Genomic DNA, 25,952 nt, shown 5'->3' with positions numbered 1-25,952 from the left:
TGGGGCGCAACGCAGGCCGGTGTTAACGTGTAAACGTGCGCAACACATCCCGGGTCCCGGGTGATCGCTGCCTGCCACGCCGCTGTCACGATCTCCGGGCAGGGTTCTCTCTGCCATGACCTCCCGCTCTTCCTTTCCCCTCACGGAATCCGGCTCCGAGCCCAGTGATGACTCGTGGGCGTTCTGCGAGCCGGCCCAGACGCTGGCCTACACCTCCTCGCGGGTGCTGGGCGAAGGACATCCGGTGCTGCTGGTGGTTCGCAGCCGGGATGGCGACTGGCAGTTCCTGCACGGCCCGGTCGACGAAGACGACCGCTGCCGCATCGTCACGCTGGGGCGGGCTGTGGCCCGCGATCCCTCTCTTCAACTCGTGGCCGACCTGCCCAAGGGTTGGCGCGCCTACCGCAGCCTGGCCGATGGCCTGTGGTTCCGCGAGCCCTCCGACCTGCCCCTGCCTGAACCTGTCCGGCGCCGTGACAACCCGCGGGGTTGGGCCCACTGGCTGTCGACCTCCAGCTTGCCCAGTCCCTGGCTCTGGAAGTGAGCCTGGGCATTTCGTAAGCGCCTGTTTCACCTGCCTTGCCCCCTTCGCCGGCCCGCAGGGCTGGCGGGCACAATGGCGCGCAAAGACCAGGGAGTACCACAAGAATGGAATTGGAAGACCTGCTGGCACCGATCTCCGAGGCCGCGCCGGGTGGCTCGGACATGTCCCTCTCGCCGGAGGTCGACGTCATCCAGGAGTTGCGGCGGGAGGACGACCCCACGCTGGACCAGGGCGAGTGGGTGGCCCACCTCAAGGTGGCCGACTGGCCTGGTGCGGCTCGTGCCTGTGAGCAGCTGCTGCGCCAGCAGAGCAAGGACCTGCGCGTGGCCGGCTGGTGCGCCGAGGCCCTGGCCCACACCCAGGGCTTCGAGGGCCTGGCTCGGGGCCTGACCCTGTGCGCCGGCTTGATCGAACACTTCTGGACCGACCTCCATCCCCTCATCGAGGACGGCGACCTGGAACCCCGGGTCGGCAACCTTCGCTGGCTGAACAGCAAAGTGGAGGAGCAGGCACGGCGCATCCCCTTGTTGCCCCGTGCCGTGTTGGGCGGTCGGCCGGTGAGCCTGCTGGATGTCGAGGCCGCCCGGGCCCGCCGCTTGGCGGGGGAGCCGGAGCCTGCCTCCACGCCGAATGCCGCCGAGGCCCCGCCGGGACTGGACGCCATCGTCCGCGGCCTGGCGCAGGCCGGTCTGCGCGCACACGAAGCCCAGGCCGCGGCGGTGGCATCTGCCCTGGCCGCCTGGGAACACCTGGTGACCCTGGCCGACCAGGCCCTGGGCGAGGAAGCGCCATCCTTTGCCGATGCCCGCCGCGCGCTGGACAGTGCGCAGGACGCCCTGCAACGTCTGGCCCGGGACGCCGGTCTGACCGGACCCTCCGGCACGGCGACCGAAGGCCCGGCGCTGGCCCCCTCCGAGGCCACACGCCCCGGCTTGGCGGCCATGCCCATGCAGGCAATGGCGGCCGGCCCGATCCAGTCACGGGCCCAGGCCCTGGAACAGCTGCGCCAGGTGGCGGAGTACTTCCGCGTGACCGAACCGCACAGCCCGGTGGCCTACCTGGCCGACAAGGCGGCGCGCTGGGGCACCATGCCGCTGCACGACTGGCTGCGCACCGTGCTGAAGGACCCGGGCGCCCTGGCCCATGTCGAAGAGCTGCTGGGCGTGGAGCGTCGGGAAGAACCAGGCTACTGAACGCCGGGGCGGGGCCGGTCCGCCAGACCGCCCCTCAGGCCAGCACGCGGAATTCGATGCGGCGGTTGCGGGCCCGCCCCTGGGGGCTCAAGTTGTCCGCCACCGGGCGATCCGGCCCGGCCCCGGAGGTGACGATGTCGGCGGCCGACAGGCCCTTGCCCACCAGGTAGTCCTTGACAGCCCGAGCACGGGCTTCGGACAGGGCCACATTGGCCTCCCGCGCACCCACATCGTCCGTGTGGCCGATGACCTCGAAGCGCCGGCCTGGCATCTTCTGCAGCAGAGGCAGCAACTCCTCCAGCACCGCCACGCCACGCGGGGTGAGTTGCGCGTTGCCCGGCTCGAACTCGATGGTGCGCCGGGTCAGCACATCGTCCAGCGCCGCCTGGCCCGTGCCGCCCACGGTCAGGCCATCGCGCACCGCATAGGTGGGGTTGTTGAGCTGGGTGGCCAGGGTGCTGACCAGCTGCTGGTGGGTGGCCTCGCTGTCCACCTGACCGGTCAGCTCGAGCGTGTTGCCGGTGACGCGCAGCTGGCCGTTGCTGACCTTCTTGAGCTCCGGCGTGAGCACCCGCTGCACATGGTCCAGCCACTGCGGCGGCGCCACGAGGTGATCCACACCCAGCTGATCCACCACCCGGTCGGCGCCATAGAGCTCGCGCGCCCGCGCCAGCAGCGCTGCCTTGGTCGCCTGGTCAGGCACCACCCCGGCCAGCACCACCTTGGCGGGGGCGGCCGTTTCGGCCGACCAGCCCAGGCCGGCGACCCCGGCCAAGGACAGGCACAGCACAGGCAGGGCCCATCGCGGCATCCGAATCCACTGCGGCTTCATCTCATTCCCCCAGAAAACATTCCTTGAAGGTCGACACGGCCTGCGCCAGCGACAGCTGCGGCTGGCGCAGGTAGCTGGAGAGCTTGCGCATGGCAAAGCCATCCTCCAGCTGGGCATCGACCCATTCGGGTGCCACCAGGGACACCCGCAGTTCCTCGGCCTTGAGCCGGTCCAGCATGACCTGCAGCGCCGAGGCCGAGGCCCCGGCAAAGCCCACCGAGAGGCAGGCGCCACCCGCAACGTCCTGGCCGAAGTGCAGGGACAGCTCAAAATTGCCGCGCGCCACGAAAGGGGCGATCAGGCCCAGCCAGAAGCTGGCCACGGCCGCGCGGTACAGCGGGTCGTCCGGCAGCGGCAGGCTCAACCCCTTGTCCAGGCTGGAAACACCGCTGGCCGGCACCGGCTGCAGCAGCAGACCCAGCGCCACCATCGCGCGGTGCAGGTCCATCGCAGGATGGCCCCCCCGGCGCAGCAACCCTTCCAGTCCCCCCAGCGTCTGGTCCTCCAGGAAGTCCCGCCAGGCGGCCTGCTGGCCTGCCGCATCGACCACCAGCTGCCATTCACGCTGGGCGGCTTCCGCCAGATGGCGCACCGGTTCGGCGTGGTCATGCGCGGACCGGCACAGCTGCTCCAGCTCGCCCCAGAACCGCTCCAGCAGCAAGGGAATCAGCACCCACTGTCCCGCGGCGCCGTCCATCTCGATCGCACCGGTCAGCACGAAGGGATAGCGCCGGCCCGACAGGTCGGTGCTGGGCTGCAGATAGCCCACCAGCATGGCCCGCCCCTGCACCCCGAACAATGCAAAGGGCGTGCCCCGCGCCTGGTCGTAGATCTGCTTCCAGCGGCTGTCACTGGCCATCAGGTCCAGGCCCTGGGCCAGCCATTGGTCCAGCCGCTGGGTCAACAACCCCTGCTGGCTGCTGCGCAGGAAGTCACCGTGGCCGGGCAGCTTGCCGAACCAGGCCAGCGTCACGGGAAAGGCGCGGGCGCTCACGGTGCCGCTCCCGTCTGGGCCACCGTCGCCTCGGCTGGTGCGGCGCCGGCCACCAGCGCAGGCAGGTTCAACCCGCGCAGACCCTTGCCGCGCGGCGCACCACTGCCACCGCTGGCTGCTTGAGAGGCGCCCGGCATGGTGATGGCCCGGTAATGGACGGTGACGGCGTTGCGCCCTTCACCCCAGCGCAGCTCGCGCACGCCATCGGCCAGCTTGCTGACCTGGGCCGCCGCGACCAGGCGCTCGAAGCCGTAGGCTCCTGGTGCACTGAAGACCTCGACCGTCTTGCTGTCGAGCGTGACCCCGGTGATGCGTACCCCCGGCGTGCCACCCGGGTTGGGCCAGACGAAGTTGGTCCACTGGGCTGCGCCATTGCGGTAGCGCAGCACCTGCCCGTCGATCTCAATGGTGTATTCCAGGAAGCCAGGGGCGCCCATGGGCATGAGCTGGAAGGCGCTCTGCGCAGGCCCGGCAGCGGCACCGGTGGGTGTCGTGGCGGCGCCCCCCTCGGCCCCGTCCAGCGCGGCCACCCAAGCCGGGAAGCCATCCACGAACTCGGGCCGCAGACGCACACCTTGTTCGGCCCACTGGCGGACCGTGATGGCGTCGCCCCGCCGCGTCACCAAGGGCCCCAGCGACTCGCTGGCGAACTTGGCCACCGCGCCGGACGGCCCGAACACCCGGGCCACCTCGGTCGCACTGGCCTCGATGCGCGAACCGGTGTCGAAGGGGTACTTGCCCGCCAGGTTCTGCTGGAAGGGCTGCAGCACCTGGGCCGTCCACAGGCGGTTCAGCTCGGTCTCGGCCGGCGGCACCAGCACAGCGAAGGACTGCATCAGCGGCCGGACCAGCATGGGCTTGAGCGTGGCCTTGGCCGAATCGGTGGCGCCGGTGAACATCTGCTCGTCGACAAACTTCAACGCGTCGGCCAGCTCAGAGCCGCTGCCTGACAGGGTGGCGGCCATCAGCTCGCGCGAGGCCGGGCCCGGATCGCCCTGGCTCTTCATTTGGTTGAAGCGCGTGCGCAGCTTGCTGAGCGACTGCAGGTAGCCGTCCAGGGGTGCCTGCCCGCCATCGCGCGCATCCATCCAGCGGGCCAGCACCGCGAACTCGCGGCCCACCGGGCCCATCGGAATGCCCTTGTCCCCGCCCGCCACATCGACCTTGAGCTCCACGCTGGAGGGCGACATGCGCAGGATGCTTTGCTTGAACCACTCGACAAAGCCCTGCTGGGTCTTGGCCAGGCGCTCGTTCAGGATGGACGGGTTGTCCCAGGAGGTCTGGTCGTACAGCACCGAGAGCAGCTTGCGGATGGGCGAGTCGGCCTTGTCGCCCAGGCGGTTCATGTGGCCGACCGCCGCGTCGAAGCTGGTGAAGTCGGCCACCGTGATGCCCTGGATGAAGCGCTGCCACTCGGCCACGTACTCGTTCTTGTAGCGCTCGGTCAGCTTGCGTCGGATGTCCTCCGGGCTGCCCTGCAGCGACAGGTCGTCGCGCGAGTCGGTCTTGAGCACCCAGTCCACGCTCTGCAGCTCGTGCTCGGCCGCCTGCTGGAAGGCCTCGTTGACGTAGCCCTGCCAGGCCTCGCGGGTGAAGGTGCCCGAGACCACCTGGCTGCCCAGCACGGTGTCCTTGCCGGCGTCGCCCACGATGCGGGCTACCGTCATCGGCGGGAAGCGGGTGGAGGCCCGCGCCTTCACCTCGGCGTAGACGCGCTCCAGCGCAGGCGCGCCCTGCACCACGCGGCGCAGGTTCTCGCGGGTCTGATCCACCAGGCTGAAGTTGTTGTCCAGCACGGGGTAGGCCGGGTCGTTCAGATTGGCCATCGAGAAGCTGACCATGCGCTCTGCGCTGCGCATCATCTGTTCGCGCGGCAGGTTGCCGCGGTTGTCCTCCAGCCAACTGCGCCAGAAGCGGGTGATCTGGTCCGTCAGGTGGCCGGCATCCATGCGCTGGCGCTCCGCCAGCATCAGGTAGGTCTTGAGCGCCTTGTAGGCATCCTCCACATCGGTGGTTGAGGCCTGGACATAGCGTGATGGTGCCGCGGCAACAGCCGTGGTGACGCCGCCACCGGCACTGGCGGCGCTGGCCGCAGCCTGGGCGGCCGAGGCCGACAAGGCCACCGGCTGGACCGCCGCATCCACCGCCTTCACCGGCTTGAGGTCGGCCGCGTGGCGGTTCACCTCGCCCAGATAGCCCTCCAGGGCCTGGGCCACCGGCTTGAGCATCAGCTCGCGTACACCATGGAAGTACTCGGCGCGCAGCTTGCGCTCCAACGCCTCGCCCTGGTAGAGGCCCAGGCCCACCGACCACGGGTGGCCCTCACGCCAGGCGTTGAGCTGCTCGACCCGGTTCTGCAGCAGCTCCATGGCTTGCAGACGGGAGGCCAGGTCGGTCTGCCCCTGCTGCAGCTGAATCGCCTTGTCCAGATCGGCCTGCACGTTCTGCACCAGCTGGCGGTTGCCTACATAGGACCAGCTCCAGGCGGCCAGGGCCAGGGCCAGCACGCCCACCCCCCCCGCGAAGGTGGCGATGCGCAGACGGGCCTTGGCCTTGCTGGCGTGCTGCCGCACCAGTTGGCGGTCGGCGAACAGCACCTTGGAAAACAGATCCTTGAGGAAGAAGCCGTTCTCGGTCTGCAGCGGCGTGGGCGCTGGCCCCGCAGGTGCGCCCAGGCCGAAGCGCTGGGCCACACCGTTGCGGGAGCGGTCTCCCACCACGCCCTGCTGCACCGCGCTGGTGAAGTAGAAGCCGCGGAACACCGGCCGGTACTGGTAGGGGTTGTCCTCGAACAGCGTGGCCACGAAGCTGCGCAGCACGTTCTGCATGGCCGCAAACTCGAGCGGGAAGGCCAGCACCGCCGGGGACAGCGGCCGACCGCGGTTCAGCGCCATGCGGGCCATCGCGAGTTCGCGCAAACCGTCCTGCAGCTCGTCGAAATGCGCGTCGAACTGTTCGACCGCATCGACCGGCGTCTCCGGGCGGTAGGCCAGCGTGGCCCCCCAGACCCGCTCGCGTTCCTTGGCATCCTGATCTTCGAAGAAGTCCACGAAGCCGGGGATCAGATCGGCCTTGGTGAACACCACGTAGACCGGCGCAAACACCTCCAGGCTCTCGGTCAACTCCTGCACCCGCTGGCGCAGGCTCTTGGCCAGCCGGATCACCGCATCGGGCTTGGCCTCGATCAGCTCGGCCAGGCTGGCGGCGATCAAGATGCCGTTGATCGGCGCCTTGGGCCGGTTGCGCTTGAGCATGCCCAGGAAGCTCAGCCACTCGCCGCGGTCCTCTTCGTGCACCGCATAGCGGCCGGCGGTGTCGATCAGGATACCTTCGCTGGTGAAAAACCAGTCGCAGTTGCGGGTGCCGCCAATGCCGCGCAGGATGTTGTCGGTGCCGCGGGCAAAGGGAAAGTGCAGGCCCGACTGGACGATGGCTGTGCTCTTGCCCGCCGCGGGGTTGCCGATGACCATGTACCAGGGCAACTCATACAGCGCGGCCTGCCCGGTGGTCTGCCCCAGCTTGGAGGTTTTGATGGTCTTGAGGGCCTCCACCAGGCGTTCGCGGATCACCGCCGTCTCGGCGCCCTCCTTGCCTGCACGTGCGCTCCGGTCTGTCTCACCCAGGGTGCTCTCGAGTTCCTGCTCCATGCGCTGGGCCGCCCGACGGGCGCGCCAGCGGCGCACCGCCCAAACGATCGCCATCGTCAGCAGGACCAGCCCGAACACGATGGCTGCCAGGGTGAGGCCCCACTGGAGGGCATCCGCCCCGAGGAACAGGAAGGCCGCCAGGGCCGCCAACCCGAGCACCCCCAGGACCCGCGGGTCCAGCAGCAGTTGAAGGAATCGATTCATGGTCAGACCGTTGATGCAGAAGGCGGACTGCAAGTGCCCGCAAAAGGTCAGGTGGCCGCCGCAGCGACCTCGTCGGAAAGAAGATGCAGATGGGCAATCAGTCGCCAGTACCGGTCCCCCACGGACACGGCCAGCAGTGGCCCTCGCCCCTGCCCGGCCCAGGCCGCGGCCAGGGCCAGCGTGGCCAGGGGCGAGACTCCGCCCAGGTGGCCCGTCAGCGCCCCCACCAGCCGCATGTCCTCGGCCGGCTCGAGCTGGGGCAACTGGCTGAGCGACACCGCAAACAGCTCGGTGGCGCGGGCCGTGTGCTGGTCCGAATCGCTCACCAGGGCGCACAGGGATTGAGGCGCTTGAGCAGACTGTTCCAGCAGATTGCCCACGGCTTGCGACAGCTCACGGGCCCGGGTGCGGCCAGGTGCGTCGATGGACTGCTCCCGGCACACAGCCTGCATTCGAGAGGCTTGCACCGGCGGCCGGTCCTCGGTCAGGGGCCAGGGCTGGGTGGCCCAGAGCATGGCGACCGCCCCCTCGCCGGGCATCACCCCGCGCGGCTGGCGTTCGCTCTGGAAGAGCCGCTGCTCGCGCAGCAAACGGTCCACCGCCGGCATGTCCAGATCGCTGTGGCAGGCCAGCGTCAGCACCAGATCGTCACAGGATTGGCGGTGCAGCGTCTCAAGCAGCTTGTCAGCCGCCACCAACAAGGCGACTCCGTCACCCGGAACGTCCTGAACCCACCAGGCGGAGGGCGGGATCGCTTCGCCTGCGGCAGCCGTGAGCCGCCGGCGCAGCCAGTCCATGGCCTGCGCCCGGGCGGCTTCAGACCAGTGCAAGGGCCAGTGGGCCAAGACCCGCACGCGGCGCAATGGGTCACCCGCTGCGCCCACAGTCGAACTCGGCTGAAAGCGCTCTGCCCAGGGCCCCCACACGGACGACAGCGCATCGACCACGGGCACCAGGCCGGCCAGGGCCCGCAGACCCGCGGCATCGAACTGCTGAGGCTGGGGCAGGTCCACCGCCACTGCCTCGGGATCCATGGTGGCGCAGCGGGCGCTGAGCACCGGCAGCCCCTGGTCATCGCGCAGCGCCGGATCGGGGCTCGGCCGGGGTGTCCCCGCTGCAACCGCCTCGAGCACCTCCTCCGGGCTGCTGCCCAGGGCCAGGTGCACCCATTGCCCCAGCACCTGCCATCGCAGCGGCGCGAGCCCGGGCGTTGACGAATCCGCGGGCTGCTCACCCGCAGCGGCGCGCTCCGCATCCGCTTGCGACTGCTTGCGCACCGCTGCACCGAATGCCCAGCGCCCGGCAAGCAGCAGCCCCGTGATCACCAGCGGCAGTGCCACCAGGTAGACCCACAGGTCGGCCGCCGCGATGTCGCGCGCCTGGGAGCGCCAGTGCCACAGCACGGCGATCCACACCACACAGGTCACGGCAACCAGCCACGCCAGGCCCTTGAACCAGAACTTCATTTCACACGACCTTCAGACCGGCGCTGATGCGCCCCGTCCGACCTCAGTCCGTACTGACCGCTTGAGTGGAGATCAGCGTGGCGCCGCAGGCCGTGGTGTCTCCGTGGCGTGCGGCGGGCTTGCCATCGATCAGGCAACTGGGGTCCCCGGTGGCAATCACCGTGGTGCCGCCATGCCCCCGCTTGGGACAGCTCACCTTGTCCCCCACGCGCGCGATGGGCTTGCCCCCGGTGGTCGTGGACGGCGCCCCTTCGAGCACCGTTCCGCCGTGGCTGGTTGTGTCACCCACGACGATGAATGGTCTGGACATCGATCCTCCTGATGGCACCTTTGGCGATGCTCATATCGATTCGGCAGCAAACTCAAGACGGCTCGACGGCGTTGCCAGCGCCTTGGCCTGTGGCGCGCAGCACGCCGGGACGTCTCAGCTCGACGTGCCCCAGGTCGCGCAGCCTTCGCCAGCTGCCGCCCCAGGTCATGCCCAAGGAAGCCGCGACCTCGCCGTAAAGCTCGTAACCGCGGGCGACCCAAGGATCGCGCTCGGAGATGGCCACCTTGCCGTCACGCATGAATGCGCAGTCGGCAGCGAGCCCGTATTGATGGTAGCTGGCACCCGCAACCGCCAAGGTAACGGTCGGGCCAAGGGCTGCCAGCTGGGCCTGGCGCTCCGGACTGCGATAGCCCTCCACCAGCACCATGCGGTATCCGTAACGCTCCTCCATGACGCGAAACACCTGGAGCAGCCTCTGTCGGAACGCTCCATCCAGCAGCTCCCATTGCCGGCTCGCCTGTTGAGCCAGCGGATGCCACTCGTTGACCTCCGGCGTCGAAAACAGCACGGGAGGCAGCGGCGGCGGCGGCACAAGCTGTTCCCCCTGTAACAACATTGCTACATGCTCATCCACATCCTGTGCGACGGTGTGGTCGTAGCTGTCGACGCGATGCGACAGGCGCCACCACACGGCGAGACCGGGCAACACCAGAAGGGCCAGCATGGACAGCATCAGAAGCTGCCGTCGACGCCAGGCTATCCCACTCCAGCGCCCGATTTCTTCGCTCACGGCCTCCCCGGCGACGCCGGTGCGCGCACGCAGAGCCTCTCCCGAGGACCGACCCTGGCGCCGCGCCTGCTGTGCCCAGGCGCAAAGGCGCTGGGACAGGTGGTGACGCAGATCCGGGAAGAAGGCCAGGGCCGCCCCCCCGGTGGCGAGCAGGAACAACAGTGCAAGAACAGACAGCATGCAATGGGTGAGGAACCCGGACGCCCGACGGGGCGACGGATGCGGGCCATTCTGCTTTCACTTGCGTACAAAGTGGATCACCCAAAAGGTGGTGTGGTCCATAGAATGAGCCAGCCCGAAACGCCGGGACCCGGGAACCTCCCCTGACATGGATTCGACACCACAAGATCAAGGGGTGAGCCCGTCGGGCGCTCGCCCCAGCTTGCTTTCCCCCACCTCGACTGCCCCTGGAGCACCGGGGGTGCGGCTGCTGGATGCAATCGATTCGCCCGCCGGACCACCGCCGGCGCATGGAAGCTCGCGCACGAAAGTGCTGTGGGGCCTGACCGGCGTTGTCTTTCTGGGTGGTTTGGCCGCCTGGATGGTTTCCCCAGGGCAGCCGAGCGGGCCCTCGGCGCTCTCGCAGGTGGCACGCGCGGTGCCTACCCCGCCGGCCCCAGCCTCAGCGCCAGCATCGTCCGGCGAACAGCCCTTGGCGGCAGCGTCGGCGCCGCAGGTCGTCGCCACGCCGGCCCAGATCGTCGCCATGGCGGCGCCGTCCGATGCCAGCGCCCGGTCCGGCGAGAGCAACACGCCCCCCGCCCCCGGAGCGGTCAACGCGCTGGCAGCCGAGTCGCTGGCCGAGCGGCCTGCGGCCAACCCGGGCGACACCCCGACCGAGCACAAGGCCATGCACAAGACGCCGCCGAAGAAGCCGACGGTCAAGCCGGCTGGCGGGACAAAGGGCGGCGAGACTGCGGACAGCGGCCATGGCGCCAAGGCGCGCACCAAGGCAGCCCGTCAGCGTGCCGAACCCGATCCCGACGCCGATGTGGTGGCCGCCATCATGGCCAGCATGGACCGACAGGCCGCAGCGGCGGCGGCCAAGCCGGCCTCGCAGGCGGCCAGCCGCCGGCCCTGAGCGCCCTTCAGATCGACATCCGCTGGCGGGCACCCTCGGCTTCCATGTCGGCGCCACGGCCGCGCTGGACGATCTCGCCGCGTTCCATCACCAGGTACTGGTCGGCCAGCTCCGCGGCAAAGTCGTAGTACTGCTCCACCAGCACGATGGCCATGTCGCCACGATCGGCCAGCATGCGGATGACCCGGCCGATGTCCTTGATGATGCTGGGCTGGATGCCCTCGGTGGGCTCGTCCAGGATCAGCAGCTTGGGCCCGGCCGCCAAGGCGCGGGCGATGGCCAGCTGCTGCTGCTGGCCGCCGGAGAGGTCGCCCCCGCGGCGGTGCAGAAACTGCTTCAGGATGGGAAACAGCTCGAAGAGCTCGGCCGGGATGGGCGTGCCGCCCGGCTTGTAGGCCAGGCCCATGCGCAGGTTCTCCTCCACCGTGAGCCGGCCGAAGATCTCGCGCCCCTGGGGCACATAGCCCACGCCCTTGCGGACCCGCTCATAGGGCGTGTCGTGGGTGATGTCCTGGCCATCCAGCCCGATGGTGCCGGTCTTGATCGGCACCACCCCCATCAGGCTCTTGAGCAGCGTGGTCTTGCCCACGCCGTTGCGGCCCAGCACCACGGTCACCTCGCCCTGCCTGGCCTCGAAGTCCAGGCCGCGCAGGATGTGGCTGCCACCGTAGTACTGGTTCAGTCCCTCGACCTTCAGCATCGTGTGATTCCTTGTGTGCGCTGCTCAGCGGCCCAGGTAGACCTCGACGACCTTCTCATTGGCCTGCACCTCGGACAGCAGGCCCTCGGCCAGCACGCTGCCTTCGTGCAGCACGGTGACCGTCTTGCGGCCCTCGGTCAGCTCGTCGACGAACTTCATGTCGTGCTCGACCACCACCAGCGAATGCTTGCCTTCCAGGCTGAGGAAGAGCTCGGCAGTGCGCTCGGTCTCCTCGTCGGTCATGCCGGCCACCGGCTCGTCCAGCAGCAGCAGCTTGGGGTCCTGCATCAGCAGCATGCCGATCTCCAGCCACTGCTTCTGACCATGGCTCAGCAGGCCGGCGGTGCGCTGGGCCTGGGGCAGCAGGTGAATGAGCTGCAGGGTCTCGGCGATGCGGTCCAGCTGGGCGCCACTCAGGCGGGCGAACAGGCCGGCCCGAGCCCGGCGGTCGGCCTTGAGCGCCAGCTCCAGGTTCTCGAAGACCGGGAGTTCCTCGAACACCGTGGGCTTCTGGAACTTGCGGCCGATGCCGATTTGGGCGATCTCGTTCTCGCGCAGGCGCAGCAGGTCGATGTTGGAGCCGAAGGACGCCGTGCCCAGGTCGGGCCGGGTCTTGCCGGTGATGACGTCCATCATCGTCGTCTTGCCCGCGCCATTGGGGCCGATGATGCAGCGCAGCTCGCCCACGTTGACGGCCAGGCTGAGGTTGTTGAGCGCCCGGAAGCCATCGAAGCTCACGGTGATGCCGTCCAGGTACAGCGCCACGCCGTGGGCGAAATCCGGCTCGGCCCCGTTCAGCACGCGGCCGAAGCTGGCCTCGCGGTCGCCCGAGGAGGCGGACTGCAGCAGGGCTTCGTGTTCGGCCACGCGCTTGGCGCCGGCCTCCATCAGGTCGGGGGTCATGCGCGTTCCTCCTTCTTGCGGCCGTTCAGTTTGGCGGCCAGGCCCACGATGCCGTTGGGCAGGAACAGCGTGACGGCGATGAACAAGGCCCCCAGGAAGTAGAGCCAGAACTCGGGGAAGACCTGGGTGAACCAGCTCTTGGCGCCGTTGACGAAGAAGGCGCCGACGATGGGGCCGATCAGGCTGGCCCGTCCGCCCACGGCCGCCCAGATGGCGATCTCGATCGAGGCCGCGGGGCTCATCTCGCTGGGGTTGATGATGCCCACCTGCGGCACGTAAAGCGCTCCGGCCACGCCGCACATCACGGCCGACAGGGTCCAGATGGCCAGCTTGTAGGCCAGCGGGTTGTAGCCGGTGAACATGACGCGGTTCTCGGCATCGCGAATGGCCTGCAGCACGCGGCCGAACTTGCTGTTCACGATCCAGCGGGCCATCAGGTAGAAGCCGATCAGCGTCAGGCCGGTCAGCACGAACAGCACCATGCGGGTGGAGGGCTGGGCGACGGGGATGCCCAGGATGCGCTTGAAATCGGTGAAGCCGTTGTTGCCGCCGAAGCCCGTCTCGTTGCGGAAGAACAGCAGCATCGCCGCGAAGGTCATGGCCTGCGTGATGATGCTGAAGTACACGCCCTTGATGCGCGAGCGGAAGGCGAAGAAGCCGAACACGAAGGCCAGCAGGCCAGGCACCAGCAGCACCAGCAACAGCTGGGCCACGAAGCTGTCGGACACCGCCCAGTGCCAGGGCAGCGTCTTCCAGTCGAGGAAGACCATGAAGTCCGGCAGATCACTCTGGTAGTTGCCGTCGCGGCCGATCTGGCGCATCAGGTACATGCCCATGGCGTAGCCGCCCAGCGCGAAGAACACGCCGTGACCCAGCGAGAGGATGCCGGTGTAGCCCCAGATCAGGTCCATGGCCAGCGCGCAGATGGCATAGCACATGATCTTGCCGACCAGAGCCACGGCGTAGTCGCTGAGGTGCAGCGGGCTGCCCTCGGGCACCAGCAGGTTCAGCACGGGCACCAGCACGGCCACCAGCGCGGTGGCGGCGGCCACCGCCGTCCAGCCGGCCGTGCCCAGCAGCAGGCCGCGGCGCGGCGTGGGAAGAGAGGTAAGTTGGGGGGAGCTCATGCGGTTCTCAAGCCTCTGCGCTGCGGCCCTTCATCGCGAACAGCCCTTGCGGCCGCTTCTGGATGAAGACGACGATGACGACCAGCACCATGATCTTGGCGAGCACGGCACCCGCCCAGCCCTCCAGGAACTTGTTCAGCACGCCCAGGCCCAGGGCGGCGTAGACGGTGCCGGCCAGCTGACCCACCCCGCCCAGCACCACCACCATGAACGAGTCCACGATGTAGCCCTGGCCCAGATCGGGGCCGACGTTGCCGACCTGGCTGAGCGCGCAGCCGGCCAAGCCGGCAATGCCCGCGCCCAGGCTGAAAGCGTAGGTGTCGATGCGGGCGGTGTTGACGCCCATGCAGGCCGCCATGCGGCGGTTCTGCGTCACGCCCCGCACGAACAGGCCCAGCCGGGTCTTGGCGATCAGCAGCGCCACGCCACCCAGCACCAGGAAGGCGAAGGCGATGATGGCGATGCGGTTGTAGGGCAGCGTCAGGTTGCTCATGACGTCGATGCCGCCGGACAGCCAGGCCGGGTTCTCCACCGGCACGTTCTGCGCCCCGAAGAGGCTGCGCACGCCCTGCATCAGCACCAGCGAGATGCCCCAGGTGGCCAGCAACGTCTCCAGCGGCCGGCCATAGAGCCAGCGGATGACCAGGCGCTCCAGCACCGCGCCCACCACGGCCGCGGCCAGGAAGGCGGCCGGCACCGCCAGCCACAGGTAATAGTCCACCGCGCCGGGCGCGTAGGTCTTGAAGAGGTTCTGCACCACGTAAGTGGCGTAGGCGCCGATCATCATCAGCTCGCCGTGGGCCATGTTGATCACGCCCATCAGGCCGTAGGTGATGGCCAGGCCCAGGGCCACCAGCAGCAGGATGCTGCCCAGGCTCAGGCCGGTGAACAGCACGCCCAGGCGCTCGCCCCAGGCCAGCCGGGCCGACACCTTGTCCAGCGAGGCGAGCAGCGCGCCACGCACCTCGGGGTCGGTCTCGGCGCCGGGCGCCAGGCGCTCCTGCAGCAAGCTCTTGACCTGGGTGCGACCACTGGCGCCCAGCAAGCGCACGGCCTCCAGCCGCTGGGCCTTGTCCGGTGCAGCCACCAGGATGGAGGCCTTCATGCGGCCCAGCACCTCCTGCAGCTCGAGGTCCTTCTCGGCCGACAGCGCCTTGTCGATCAGGGGCAGCTGGGTCATCTCCAGCGTCTGCTTGCCCAGGGCCGCGACAGCCTCCCGGCGCACCGCCAGATCGGGCGAGAGCAGCTGGGCTGCCGCCTGGGCCGCCTGCAGCGCACTGCGCATGCGGTTGTTGTTGACCACGTCCTCGGCGTCTTCCGGCAGGGTCGCGGGCGCGCCGGTGGCGGCGTCCACCACCGATTCGCCCTGGACGATCAGGACCTGCTTGGGGGTGAGCTTGACGGCATCGTCCAGCAGGGCATTGACCAGGGCCGGCAAGCCGGTGTCGCCGCGGGCCACGGCCTGGTCCAGGGCCGTGATGCGGTCGTCGGTCTCGCCGCTGGCGATGGCCCGCGCCTGTTCGGGCGTGAGGGCGTGGGCCGCGGCGGCCAGGGCGGTCAGGCCCGCCAGCAGCAGCGTTCTGCACAAGCGCATGGAAGACTTTCCTCGGGGGCTGGGGACAAGAAGAGAACGGGCCGGTCCGTCACCGGCCGGCCCGTGTCAGCAGGGGGCCCGTCATGCCAAGGCGGCACGGGCCCGGCGCTGCTTACTTCTTCTCGGGCTCGTCCTTCTTGCCCTTGTTCTCGGGGATGTAGGGGCTCCAGGGCTGGGCCTTGATCGGGCCCGGGGTCTTCCACACCACGTTGAACTGGCCATCGGCCTTCACTTCGCCGATGAACACCGGCTTGTGCAGGTGGTGGTTCTTCTTGTCCATCTCGATGGTGAAGCCATCCGGGCCCTTGAAGGTCTGGCCGGCCATCGCCGCGATCACCTTGTCGGTGTCGGTGGACTTGGCCTTCTCGACGGCCTGGGCCCACATATGGATGCCGATGTAGGTGGCCTCCATCGGGTCATTGGTCAGCGGCTTGTCCATCTGGCCCGGGATCTTCTTGGCCTTGGCGTACTCGGACCACTGCTTGATGAAGGCGGCGTTGGTCGGGTTCTTGATGGACATGAAGTAGTTCCAGGCGGCCAGGTGGCCCACCAGCGGCTTGGTGTCCACACCGCGCAGCTCTTCCTCACCCACCGAGAAGGCCACCACCGGCACGTCGGTCGCCTTCAGGCCCTGGTTGCCCAGTTCTTTGTAGAAGGGCACGTTGGAGTCGCCGTTGATGGTCGAGACCACCGCGGTCTTCTTGCCTTCGCCAGCGAACTTCTTGATCTTGGCGATGATGGACTGGTAGTCGGCGTGGCCGAAGGGGGTGTACTCCTCCATGATGTCGGCGTCGGCCACACCCTTGCTGTGCAGGAAGGCGCGCAGGATCTTGTTGGTGGTGCGGGGGTAGACGTAGTCGGTGCCCAGCAGCACGAAGCGCTTGGCCGAGCCGCCGTCCTTGCTCATCAGGTATTCCACCGCGGGAATGGCCTGCTGGTTGGGCGCGGCACCGGTGTAGAACACGTTCTTGCTCAGCTCTTCACCCTCGTACTGCACTGGGTAGAACAGCAGCGAGTTCTTCTCTTCGAAGACCGGCAGCACCGACTTGCGCGACACCGAGGTCCAGCAGCCGAAGGTGACGGCGACCTTGTCCTGGTCGATCAGCTGCTTGGCCTTCTCGGCGAACAGCGGCCAGTTCGAAGCCGGGTCCACGACCACCGGCTCGAGCTTCTTGCCCAGCACGCCGCCCTTGGCATTGATCTCGTCGATCGTCATCAGGGCCACGTCCTTCAGCACGGTCTCGGAGATTGCCATCGTGCCCGACAGCGAGTGCAGAACGCCGACCTTGATGGTGTCGGCCGCCTGGGCCAGCGAGGAGAAGCCGAGCGCGCAGGCCGCAGCGGCCAGGGCGGTGACGGAACGGCGGGAAATCTTCATGGGTGGGTGCTCCAAACCGAGGGGTTGTCGAGCCTCTTGCCGAGGCGTTGTCCCGTGCCTGACGGGCTGACGCAAGGTTAGGAGCGCTGTCCATGCGCACCAATACGCCATCCTGCGTAGCCGGGCGCCGGCGCCCGCCTCTGCCACAATCAACGCCACTGGGCTGCCAGAACACAACACAAGGCACAACAAGGGGTCGTCGTGGGGGTGTATGTCATCAAGTCTTGGCGGTGCGGCCAGCGCCCCGTCGATGACGAAGGCCATTACGTGCACATCGTGGGCCGGCGCAGCGGTCTGCTGTCGCGTTGGCTGTTTCGGCACCGGCTGGCCCCGACCGTGCGGCTGGCCATCGGCATCGAGCGCCTGGAACTCACGCAATCGTCGATGTGGGGGCAATGGGGCATGCTCGTGCCGCTGGAGAGCATCGCCTCCAGCCACTATGGGCACGAGCGGCCCTGGGGCATGGTCGTGGCCATCGCCCTGCTGTTCGGCCTGGTGGCCGCCCCGCTGATGGTGGAGCCGTCCAACCAGTTGCTGGGCGTGGGTGTGGCCCTTCTGGGCCTGCTGTTTGCCGCCGGCTACGGGCTGATGGCCCGCACCCTGGTGCTGGGCTTCGTCACGACTAGCGGCCAGGTCTGCCGGCTGCGCTTTCGCAAGTCGGTGGTCGAGGGTGCCGAGATCGACGAGAACCAGGCCCGCCTGGTCTGCAAGCTGGTGCAGCGGGTGCTGGAAGCCCGGCAGCGGCGCATGGTGACGCCTCTGCCCACCGAGGCACGCCGCTTCGCCTGAGCAGGACGGGCGCCGCCGTCTTCAGGTGCCTTCGCCGCCCCGGCGCAGCTTGCCCAGGGCCAGGGCCGCGGCGGCCGTGCGCGTCTCCACCCCCAGCTTCTCGAAGACGTGCTCCAGGTGCTTGTGCACCGTGCGGGGGCTGGTGCCCAGGATCTCGCCGATGTCGCGGTTGGTCTTGCCCTGGATGACCCAGTGCAGCACCTCGGCCTCCCGGGCGGTCAGCGGCAGGGCCTGCATCAGGGCCTGGGTCAGCGCGGCTTCCGAGGTCTCGCGCAGCACCAACAGCCATTCGCGTTCGCTGCCTTGGTCCCCCGGCATCGGGTGCAGATCGAAACCCAGGCGCCGGTCGCCACGGGTGATCTGCAGCGCCGTCGCCTCGCCCCCGGCGCGCCTACGCTCACCCTCGCGGGCCAGCCAGGCCGAGACCTCGGCCGGCAGCAGCAGCTCGGGAATCTCCGGGAAGACCTCGGCCATCAGCCGCCGCGCCAGCGCCGTCTGCCAGAGGCGGCGGCCGTCGCGCTCGCGCACCACCAGCGTGGCATGGCCGAAGGCGTCCAGCGCGTTGCGGGCCTGGCGCTGGTCGCGCGCGGTGCGCAGATGGGTGGCCAGTCGGGCCAACACCTCGCGCGGGCGCAGGGGCTTGGTCACGTAGTCAGCCCCGCCCGCGGCGAAGGCCTCCACCACGGCGTCGGTCTCGGTCAGGCCGGTCATGAAGATGATCGGGATGCCGGCCGTGACCGGATCGGCCTTGAGCCGGCGGGCCACCTCGAAGCCATCGAGCCCTGGCATCACCGCATCCAGCAGGATGACATCGGGCTGGGCCTGGGCCGCGCGCTGCAGCGCGGCCTCGCCATGCGTGGCCACCAGCACCGTGTAGCCGGATTCGTCCAGCGCGTCGTGCAGCACCGCCAGGTTGTCGGGCACGTCGTCGACGATCAGCACCAGGCCGCCGTCGCGGGCATCAGCGATCAGATCGGGGTTCATCGAGCAGTCGTTTCAACCAGTCGTGGAGGGTGTCGAGCTGGAAGTTGCGGGCCATGGTGCGCGCCCGCTCGGTGAAGACCGCCGCCTCCGGGTGGCCCTGGGCGATGACCTCGAGCTGGCGTTGCACGCCACGGGGATAGCCCAGCGCCACCACCTCGCGCAGGGCCGCCAGTGCGGCAGGCGGGGGCAGGTGCTGGTCCGCCTGCGCAGCCTCCCGGGCCTCGGCCACCGCCGCCTCGCCGGGCAGCCAGGTCAGGCCCAGGTGCTGGCCCAGCCAGTCCAGCAACTCGCCCAGCCGCACCGGCTTGACCAGGAAATCGTTGGCCGGCAGGCCCAGGTCGTTGTCCAGCCCCTTGTCGAAGGCGTTGGCCGAGATGATGGCCACCGCCGCCTGGCTCAGGCCCTGGGCGCGGATGCGGCGCAGCGTCTCCCAGCCGTCGATGCCGGGCATGGCCAGGTCCAGGAAGATCACGTCGGGCTGCAGCGTCTGCAGCCGCAGCAGGCACTCCTCGCCGGAGGCCGCCTGCTCGATCTGGAAGCCCAGTGGCTGCAGCAGATCGGCCAGCAGCATGCGGTCGGCCTCCTCGTTGTCCACCACCAGGATGATGCGACGCGGCCCGGCATAGCCACCGCGGGCCAGGCGCTGCGGCGGCGCGGCGCTGGGCGTGTCGGCCGGCAGCGCCGGCAGGAACAGGCGCAGGCCGAAGGTGCTGCCCTGCCCCGGCGTGCTGCGCACCGTCATCTCGCCACCCATCAGGTCGGTCAGCATCTTGCCGATGGTCAGCCCCAACCCGGTGCCGCCGGTGGCTGCTGTGCCGGCCGAGGAGCCGCGGGCAAAGGGCTCGAACACGCGTTCGAGCTCCTCGGGCGTCATGCCCGGCCCGGTGTCGCTGATCTCGATGCGGGCCATCTCCCGCGCGTAGTGGACGCGGAACACCACCTCGCCCTGGGCGGTGAACTTCACCGCGTTGCCCAGCAGGTTGATCAGGATCTGGCGCAGCCGCCGCTCGTCGGCGCGCACCACCTCCGGCAGGTCGGCCGCCAGTTCGGCCCGGAAGCGGATGCCCTTGGCTGCCGCCTGCAGCTCGAACAGGCCGGCGATCTCGCCCATGCAGTCCCGAAAGCGCATGGGCTTGCGGTCCAGCGTGAGCTTGCCACCCTCGATGCGGGCCAGGTCCAGCGTGCCCTCGATCAGGCCCAGCAGGTGGTCGCCCCCGCGCCGGATGACCGACACGGCATGGCGGCGGTGGGCCGGCATGGCCGCATCCTCCTCCAGCAGCTGGGCATAGCCCAGGATGCTGTTGAGCGGCGTGCGCAGCTCGTGGCTGATGGCTGTGATGTAGCGCGTCTTGGCCTGGTTGGCGGTATCAGCGGCGCGCTTGGCGGCCTGCAGGGCCAGGTCGGTCTGGCGGTGCGAGTCGATCTCCCGCATCAGCGCCTCGGTCTGGCGGGAGGTTTCTTCCTGCGCCACCTGGCGGCTCTTGTGGGCCAGCACCAGCCACCAGGCCACCACGCCGGCCACCAGCAGCAGGGCCGCATAGGCCTTGATGAACCCCGCACGCAACGAGGGCGCCAGCAGCGGCACGAACTGCGCGCCGCGCTCGGCCAGCACCTTCATCTCCTGGTGGTACAGCAGGCCGAACAGGGCCCCCAGGGCCGGCACGATGACGCCCATCAGCAGCAGGTACTGGCCCAGGCCCGTGTCCACCTGGGGCGCCAGGCGCCGGGGCAATGCGCGCTGCAGCAGCCGCCGCCAGGCCGCCCAGACCTGGTCCACCAGCCGGGGCTGGGGCTTGCAGCGGTCGGCGCAGCGGGCCTCCAGCGTGCAACACAGCGAGCAGATGAAGCCCCCGTAGGCCGGGCAGCGCGCCATGTCCTCGGTCTCGTAGTCGCGCTCGCAGACCACACAGCGCTGCAGGCGGCGGTAACTGCCCTCGCCATCGGCCAGCCCCAGACCCGCCGCCGGCACCGGCTCGGGCTGGCGGGCCAGGTAATAGCGCCCCTGGGTGGCCCAGGCGATCAGTGGCGAGGTGAGCATCGCCGTGACCAGCGCGATCAGGGCCGAGAAGGCCTGGGCAGTCGGCCCGAAGGCGCCCAGGTGGGCCGCGATCGACAAGGCCGAAGCCAGGGCCATCGCGCCCACGCCCACCGGATTGACGTCATGCAGATAGGCCCGGCGGAACTCGATGCCCTTGGGACTCCAACCCAGCGGCTTGTTGATGACCAGGTCGGCCACCACGGCCATGATCCAGCTGATGGCGATGTTGGAGAACAGGCCCAGCACCCCGCCCAGGGCCTGGAACACGTCCAGCTCCATCAGCATCAGGGCAATCAGGATGTTGAACACCATCCACACCACCCGACCCGGGTGGCTGTGCGTGACGCGGGAGAAGAAGTTGGACCAGGCCAGCGAGCCGGCGTAGGCGTTGGTGACGTTGATCTTGAGCTGGGAGACGATGACGAACAGCGCCGTGGCCGCCACCGCCGCACCGTAGTGCGGAAAGACGAACTCGTAGGCCGCCAGGTACATCTGGCTCGGGTCCACCGCCCGCTCCACCGGCACCATGTGGCCGATGGCGAGGTAGGCCAGCAGCGCGCCGCCCAGCATCTTCAGCACCCCCGGCAGCACCCAGCCCGGCCCACCCACCAGCACCGCCGTCCACCAGCGCAGGCGGTGACCGGGCCGGCATTCGGGCATGAAGCGCAGGTAGTCCACCTGCTCGCCCATCTGGGTGATGAGGGCCACGCCCACCGTCATCGCGGCGCCGAAGGCCTGGAGGTGGAAGGCGCCGAACTGGCCACTCTCGCCGGGGTAGCGCATCAGGCCTTCGATGAGGCCCGGGTTCTCGCGAAAGACGTAGACATAGGGCAGCACCAGCATGGCCAGCCACAGCGGCTGGGTCCACACCTGCAGCCGGCTGATGTGGGTGACGCCGTAGGTGACCAGGGGGATGACCGCCAGCGCGCAGACCAGGTAACCCCAGGCCGGCGGGATGTCGAAGGCCAGGTCCAGCGCATAGGCCATCACCGCCGCTTCGAGGGCGAAGAAGATGAAGGTGAAGCTGGCGTAGATCAGCGAGGTGATCGTGGAGCCCAGGTAGCCGAAGCCGGCGCCACGGGTCAGCAGGTCCATGTCCACACCGTGGCGGGCGGCGTAGACGCTGATCGGCCAGCCGGCCAGGAAGATGATCAGCCCGGTGGCCAGGATGGCCCAGAAGGCGTTGACGAAGCCGTAGCGCACCAGCAGCGTGGCGCCCACCGCCTCCAGCACCAGGAAGGAGGCGGCGCCGAAGGCCGTGTTGGCCACCCGCCAGTCGGACCATTTGCGGAAGGCGCGCGGCGTGAAGCGCAGCGCGTAGTCCTCCATGGTCTCGCTGACCACCCAGAGGTTGTAGTCACGCCGGATCTTCACCACCTGCTGGGAGGCAGGCAGCGAGGTGGACGGCGTGGCTGGCTCGGTGGCGGATGGCGACGGGTTCATCTCAGGGCCGGATCATCCCACGGCCCCATGCCGGATTCACGCCCAGGGCGGCAGTTCGTCGGTGGCGGCGGCGGGGACGTGGGCGGCGGACACGGGCGCCGGGGCTGCAACCGGCGGGGTCGGCGCCGGGGCACTGCCGACCAGATCGCTGGGCAGTTCACCCGGCTGCAACTCACCGTCCAGGGCCTCGACCAGATCCGGGATCAGCTGGCACAGCTCGCCGGTGGCGATGGCCGCATCGGTGTCGAAGGCCTCCTCCGGCCGGTCGGCCGAGCCCTGGCGGCCCTCGAACACCACGTCCTCGAAGGCCAGCTTGCGGATCACCCCCTGCTCGGTCAGCGTGAAGCCGACGCGGCCGGCCCAGGTCATGGCCAGGCGCGTGGGCGCCTTGCCCTGGGCGATGTGCTCGCGCACCTCGTCGATGTCCAGCGCATGCCGGGCATAGCGCACCACCGACTTCATCTCGTCCTGGGACTTGAGCTCGCACTCGCGGTCGATGCTGAAGCCCGCCGGCGCCTCGCCCTGGGTCAGCCAGGCGGCCATGGCCACGGCGGGCGACAGGCGGGTCTGCAGCGGACGCAGCGCGAAGTGTTCCCAGGCCTTGATCAGCGGGGTGACCACCGCCTCGGCGCGCTTGGTGCTGCCGGCATCCACCATCAGCAGACGGCGCTCGGGATCGATCCAGGCCAGCACATGGGCCTGCTTGGTGAAGGCCATGGGCAGCAGCTCGTGCGTGGCCTGCTCCTTCAGCTCCTTGCTCTGCTTCTTGCCCGGCTTGCGGCCGGTGGTCTGCTCGATCTGGGTCGCGATCTCATCGGTGCGGCGCTTGACCACCGAGGCGGGCAGCATCTTTTGCTCGAGCTTGAGCTTGACCAGCCACTGACCGCCGATCGACTCGACAAAGGGCGCATGCTCGACGCCGCGCGGCGGCACCCAGCCCAGCGACAGCGGCTGCGAAGGCGCGCAAGGCACGAAAGGCTCCTTGGCCAGGGCCTGTTCGGCCACGGCCAGGTCCGGCACCCACTCGGGGCCGATGCGGTAGACGATGAGATTCTTGAACACGGTGTGCGTCCCTGAATGAAGAACCCCGCCGGACCAGGGGCGCGGCGGGGCCGTGAAGAAAGGTTGGGGCGCTCGGCCCCTTTGGCCTCAGGCCAGACGGCCGTGGCAGGACTTGTACTTCTTGCCGCTGCCGCAGGGGCAGGGATCGTTGCGACCCACGCGCGGCATCTCGTCGCCAGCGACAGCGGCCTGCGGCGCCTGCTCGGAGCTGACACCGCCATCCTCGGTCGGATGGGTGTAGCTGACGTTGCTGATGCGCTCGGCCTGGTCTTCCAGGGCCTCGGCCGCCTGACTGACCTGCTCCTGGGTCTGCACGCGCACCGTCATCAGCACACGGGTGACCTCCATCTTGACCAGATCCAGCAGCTGGGCGAAGAGTTCAAAGGCCTCGCGCTTGTATTCCTGCTTGGGGTTCTTCTGGGCGTAGCCGCGCAGGTGGATGCCCTGGCGCAGGTAGTCCAGCGCGGCCAGGTGCTCGCGCCAGTGGGTGTCGATGGACTGCAGCAGCACCATGCGCATGAAGGGCTTGAACTGGGCCTCGCCCACCAGGTCCAGCTTGGCCTGGAAGGCGGCGTCGGCCGCGGCCAGCACCTTGGCCAGCACGTCCTCGTCGGTGACGCTGTCGCTGGCCTCGACCATGGCCACCAGCGGCACTTCCAGCTGCCACTCGTCGCGCAGCGTCTTCTCCAGCGCCGGCAGATCCCACTGCTCTTCCAGGCTGTCGGCCGGCACATAGGTGCGCACCACCTCGGTCATGGTGGCCTGGCGCAGGTTGGTGATCTGCTCGCTCAGGCTGTCGGCAACCAGGATCTCGTTGCGCTGCTGGTAGATGACCTTGCGCTGGTCGTTGCTGACGTCGTCGTACTCCAGCAGCTGCTTGCGGATGTCGAAGTTGCGGGCCTCGACCTTGCGCTGGGCGGATTCGATGGAGCGGTTGACGATGCCGGCCTCGATGGCCTCACCCTCGGGCATCTTCAGGCGGTCCATGATGGCGCGCACGCGGTCACCCGCGAAGATGCGCATCAGCGGATCGTCCAGCGACAGGTAGAAACGCGAGGCGCCCGGGTCACCCTGGCGGCCGGCACGACCACGCAGCTGGTTGTCGATGCGGCGGGACTCGTGGCGCTCGGTGGCGATGATGCGCAGACCACCCGCGGCCTTGACCTGGGCATTCAGCCCGGCCCATTCGTCCTTGAGCTGCTGGATGCGGCGGGCCTTCTCGTCCTCGGGAACCGCCTCGTCGGCCTCCAGGAACTGGACCTGCTTCTCGACGTTGCCCCCCAGCACGATGTCGGTACCGCGGCCGGCCATGTTGGTGGCAATGGTGATCACGCCGGGCCGGCCCGCCTGGGCGACGATCTCCGCCTCCTTGGCGTGCTGCTTGGCGTTGAGCACCTGGTGCGGGAGCTTGGCCTGGGTGAGCAGCTGGGCCAGCAGTTCGGAGTTCTCGATCGAGGTCGTGCCCACCAGCACCGGCTGCCCCTTTTCGTGGCAGTCGCGGATGTCGGCGATCACGGCGTCGTACTTCTCTTTGGCCGTCTTGTAGACGAGGTCGTTCTCGTCCTGGCGGATCACCGGCTTGTTGGGCGGGATGACGACCGTCTCGAGGCCGTAGATCTCCTGGAATTCGTAGGCCTCGGTGTCGGCCGTGCCGGTCATGCCGCCCAGCTTGGCGTACATGCGGAAGTAGTTCTGGAAGGTGATCGAGGCGAGGGTCTGGTTCTCGCTCTGGATCTGCACACCTTCCTTGGCCTCAACAGCCTGGTGCAGGCCGTCGGACCAGCGGCGCCCACTCATCAGGCGGCCGGTGAATTCGTCGACGATCACCACCTCGCCGTTCTGCACCACGTAGTGCTGGTCGCGGTGGTAGAGATAGTGGGCCCGCAGCGCCGCGTACACATGGTGCATCAGCGTGATGTTGGCCGGGTCGTAGAGGCTGGCGCCCTCCACCAGCAGGCCGGCCTCGGCCAGCAGGCGCTCGGCGTTCTCGTGGCCGTCCTCGGTCAGGTAGACCTGCCGCCCCTTCTCGTCGAGCGTGTAATCGCCCGGCTCGATCACACCTTCGCCGGTGCGCGGGTCGGCCTCGCCGATCTGCTGCTTGAGCTTGGGCGCGATCGCGTTGATGCGCACATAGAGCTCGGTCTGGTCATCGGCCTGGCCGGAGATGATCAGCGGCGTGCGGGCCTCGTCAATCAGGATGGAGTCCACCTCGTCGACGATGGCGAAGTTCAGGCCGCGCTGCACCCGGTCGGCCGGGTCGTAGACCATGTTGTCGCGCAGGTAGTCGAAGCCGAACTCGTTGTTGGTGCCGTAGGTGATGTCGGCGCCGTAAGCGGCCTGCTTGGCCTCGCGGTCCATGCCCGGCACGTTGATGCCGGTGCTCAGGCCCAGGTAGTTGTAGAGGCGCCCCATCCACTCGGCATCGCGGCTGGCCAGGTAGTCGTTGACCGTCACCACGTGCACACCCTGGCCCGACAGGGCATTGAGGTACACGGGCAACGTGGCCATCAGGGTCTTGCCTTCACCCGTGCGCATCTCGGCCACCTTGCCGGCATGCAGGGTCATGCCGCCGATCAGCTGCACGTCGAAGTGGCGCATCTTGAAGACGCGCTTGCCGGCCTCGCGCACCGTGGCAAAGGCCTCGGGCAGCAGATCGTCCAGCGTCTCGCCCTTGGCCAGGCGCTCACGGAACTCGACCGTCTTGCCCTTCAGGGCCGTCTCGTCCAGCGCGGAGAAGGTGGGTTCCAGCGCGTTGATCCGCTCGACGACACGCCGGTACTGCTTGAGCAGACGGTCATTGCGACTGCCGAAAATCTGGGTGAGAAGCTTGGGCAACATGCGGCGTCAACGGGGCTGAACAAAGCGTTTGAGTTTAGCACCGGGGGGTGTCAGCTTCCGGATGCCAGGTTCGG

The 25,952-nt window shown here is 68.8% G+C and carries 19 protein-coding genes; 4 read left to right on the top strand and 15 right to left on the bottom strand.

Annotated features, from left to right (window positions below; genetic code table 11):
* The first annotated feature begins 115 nt into the window (after positions 1-115).
* Together M0L44_RS03260 and tssA are read left to right on the top strand one after the other, a co-directional pair.
* Positions 116-544 carry a hypothetical protein gene (locus tag M0L44_RS03260; RefSeq protein WP_252768182.1) on the top strand — a complete coding sequence of 143 codons (429 nt, stop codon included), beginning with the start codon at positions 116-118 and terminating at the stop codon, positions 542-544.
* A gap of 104 nt (positions 545-648) precedes the next feature.
* Positions 649-1,737 (top strand): type VI secretion system protein TssA, encoded by a 1,089-nt coding sequence (gene tssA, locus M0L44_RS03255; RefSeq protein ID WP_252768181.1) that lies wholly within the window; start codon positions 649-651, stop codon positions 1,735-1,737.
* Between the two features lie 34 nt (positions 1,738-1,771).
* Here tssA and M0L44_RS03250 read toward each other — a convergent pair whose 3' ends face one another.
* The 6 genes from M0L44_RS03250 to M0L44_RS03225 are packed head-to-tail and all read right to left on the bottom strand — an operon-like array spanning position 1,772 to position 10,121.
* Positions 1,772-2,569, bottom strand: a complete 798-nt coding sequence (locus tag M0L44_RS03250) for an OmpA family protein (RefSeq protein WP_290429031.1) — start codon at positions 2,567-2,569, stop codon at positions 1,772-1,774.
* Position 2,570: 1 nt separating this feature from the next.
* Positions 2,571-3,563: a type VI secretion system-associated protein TagF gene (gene tagF, locus M0L44_RS03245; RefSeq protein WP_252768180.1), complete on the bottom strand. Its 993-nt coding sequence runs from the start codon at positions 3,561-3,563 to the stop codon at positions 2,571-2,573.
* Positions 3,560-7,414, bottom strand: coding sequence for a type VI secretion system membrane subunit TssM (gene tssM, locus M0L44_RS03240; protein WP_252768179.1), 3,855 nt, complete (start codon positions 7,412-7,414; stop codon positions 3,560-3,562). The genes tagF and tssM overlap by 4 nt, the downstream gene beginning before the upstream one ends.
* Before the next feature lie 47 nt (positions 7,415-7,461).
* Complete coding sequence (locus tag M0L44_RS03235; RefSeq protein WP_252768178.1) at positions 7,462-8,880, bottom strand: hypothetical protein; 1,419 nt, start codon at positions 8,878-8,880, stop codon at positions 7,462-7,464.
* 43 nt (positions 8,881-8,923) lie between these two features.
* A complete protein-coding gene (locus tag M0L44_RS03230) occupies positions 8,924-9,190 on the bottom strand; it encodes a PAAR domain-containing protein (protein WP_252768177.1) in 267 nt (88 codons plus the stop codon).
* Positions 9,191-9,242: 52 nt separating this feature from the next.
* Positions 9,243-10,121: a M15 family metallopeptidase gene (locus M0L44_RS03225; RefSeq protein ID WP_252768176.1), complete on the bottom strand. Its 879-nt coding sequence runs from the start codon at positions 10,119-10,121 to the stop codon at positions 9,243-9,245.
* Positions 10,122-10,593: 472 nt separating this feature from the next.
* Between M0L44_RS03225 and M0L44_RS03220 the strand changes: the two genes are divergently transcribed.
* Positions 10,594-11,022 carry a hypothetical protein gene (locus M0L44_RS03220; RefSeq protein WP_252768175.1) on the top strand — a complete coding sequence of 143 codons (429 nt, stop codon included), beginning with the start codon at positions 10,594-10,596 and terminating at the stop codon, positions 11,020-11,022.
* A gap of 7 nt (positions 11,023-11,029) precedes the next feature.
* Here M0L44_RS03220 and urtE read toward each other — a convergent pair whose 3' ends face one another.
* The 5 genes from urtE to urtA all read right to left on the bottom strand — a co-directional run bounded on the left by urtE (position 11,030) and on the right by urtA (position 16,724).
* Entirely contained in the window at positions 11,030-11,722 is a 693-nt protein-coding gene (gene urtE, locus M0L44_RS03215) for an urea ABC transporter ATP-binding subunit UrtE (protein ID WP_252768174.1), read from the bottom strand.
* A 24-nt stretch (positions 11,723-11,746) separates the two neighbouring features.
* On the bottom strand, positions 11,747-12,625 hold the full coding sequence (gene urtD / locus M0L44_RS03210) for an urea ABC transporter ATP-binding protein UrtD (RefSeq protein ID WP_252768173.1): 879 nt from the start codon (positions 12,623-12,625) through the stop codon (positions 11,747-11,749).
* Complete coding sequence (gene urtC, locus M0L44_RS03205; protein WP_252768172.1) at positions 12,622-13,752, bottom strand: urea ABC transporter permease subunit UrtC; 1,131 nt, start codon at positions 13,750-13,752, stop codon at positions 12,622-12,624. The genes urtD and urtC overlap by 4 nt, the downstream gene beginning before the upstream one ends.
* A 7-nt stretch (positions 13,753-13,759) precedes the next feature.
* Complete coding sequence (gene urtB / locus M0L44_RS03200) at positions 13,760-15,346, bottom strand: urea ABC transporter permease subunit UrtB (protein ID WP_252768171.1); 1,587 nt, start codon at positions 15,344-15,346, stop codon at positions 13,760-13,762.
* 112 nt (positions 15,347-15,458) lie between these two features.
* Positions 15,459-16,724, bottom strand: a complete 1,266-nt coding sequence (gene urtA, locus M0L44_RS03195; protein ID WP_252768170.1) for an urea ABC transporter substrate-binding protein — start codon at positions 16,722-16,724, stop codon at positions 15,459-15,461.
* 201 nt (positions 16,725-16,925) lie between these two features.
* On the opposite strand from urtA, the gene M0L44_RS03190 reads away from it, so the two are divergent.
* Entirely contained in the window at positions 16,926-17,513 is a 588-nt protein-coding gene (locus M0L44_RS03190) for a hypothetical protein (RefSeq protein ID WP_252768169.1), read from the top strand.
* A 21-nt stretch (positions 17,514-17,534) separates the two neighbouring features.
* Here M0L44_RS03190 and M0L44_RS03185 read toward each other — a convergent pair whose 3' ends face one another.
* The 4 genes from M0L44_RS03185 to secA all read right to left on the bottom strand — a co-directional run bounded on the left by M0L44_RS03185 (position 17,535) and on the right by secA (position 25,878).
* Positions 17,535-18,497 (bottom strand): response regulator, encoded by a 963-nt coding sequence (locus M0L44_RS03185; protein WP_252768168.1) that lies wholly within the window; start codon positions 18,495-18,497, stop codon positions 17,535-17,537.
* A complete protein-coding gene (locus M0L44_RS03180; protein ID WP_252768167.1) occupies positions 18,475-21,978 on the bottom strand; it encodes a hybrid sensor histidine kinase/response regulator in 3,504 nt (1,167 codons plus the stop codon). The genes M0L44_RS03185 and M0L44_RS03180 overlap by 23 nt, the downstream gene beginning before the upstream one ends.
* Before the next feature lie 36 nt (positions 21,979-22,014).
* Positions 22,015-23,040 (bottom strand): recombination-associated protein RdgC, encoded by a 1,026-nt coding sequence (locus tag M0L44_RS03175; protein ID WP_252768166.1) that lies wholly within the window; start codon positions 23,038-23,040, stop codon positions 22,015-22,017.
* Between the two features lie 87 nt (positions 23,041-23,127).
* Positions 23,128-25,878, bottom strand: a complete 2,751-nt coding sequence (gene secA / locus M0L44_RS03170; RefSeq protein ID WP_290429030.1) for a preprotein translocase subunit SecA — start codon at positions 25,876-25,878, stop codon at positions 23,128-23,130.
* Positions 25,879-25,952: the final 74 nt, after the last annotated feature.

Source organism: Ideonella oryzae (assembly GCF_024055665.1).
Taxonomy (GTDB): Bacteria; Pseudomonadota; Gammaproteobacteria; order Burkholderiales; family Burkholderiaceae_C; genus Ideonella; species Ideonella oryzae.
The sequence above is the reverse complement of the archived record's forward strand: the minus strand, read 5'-3'. Positions and strand labels throughout refer to the sequence as shown.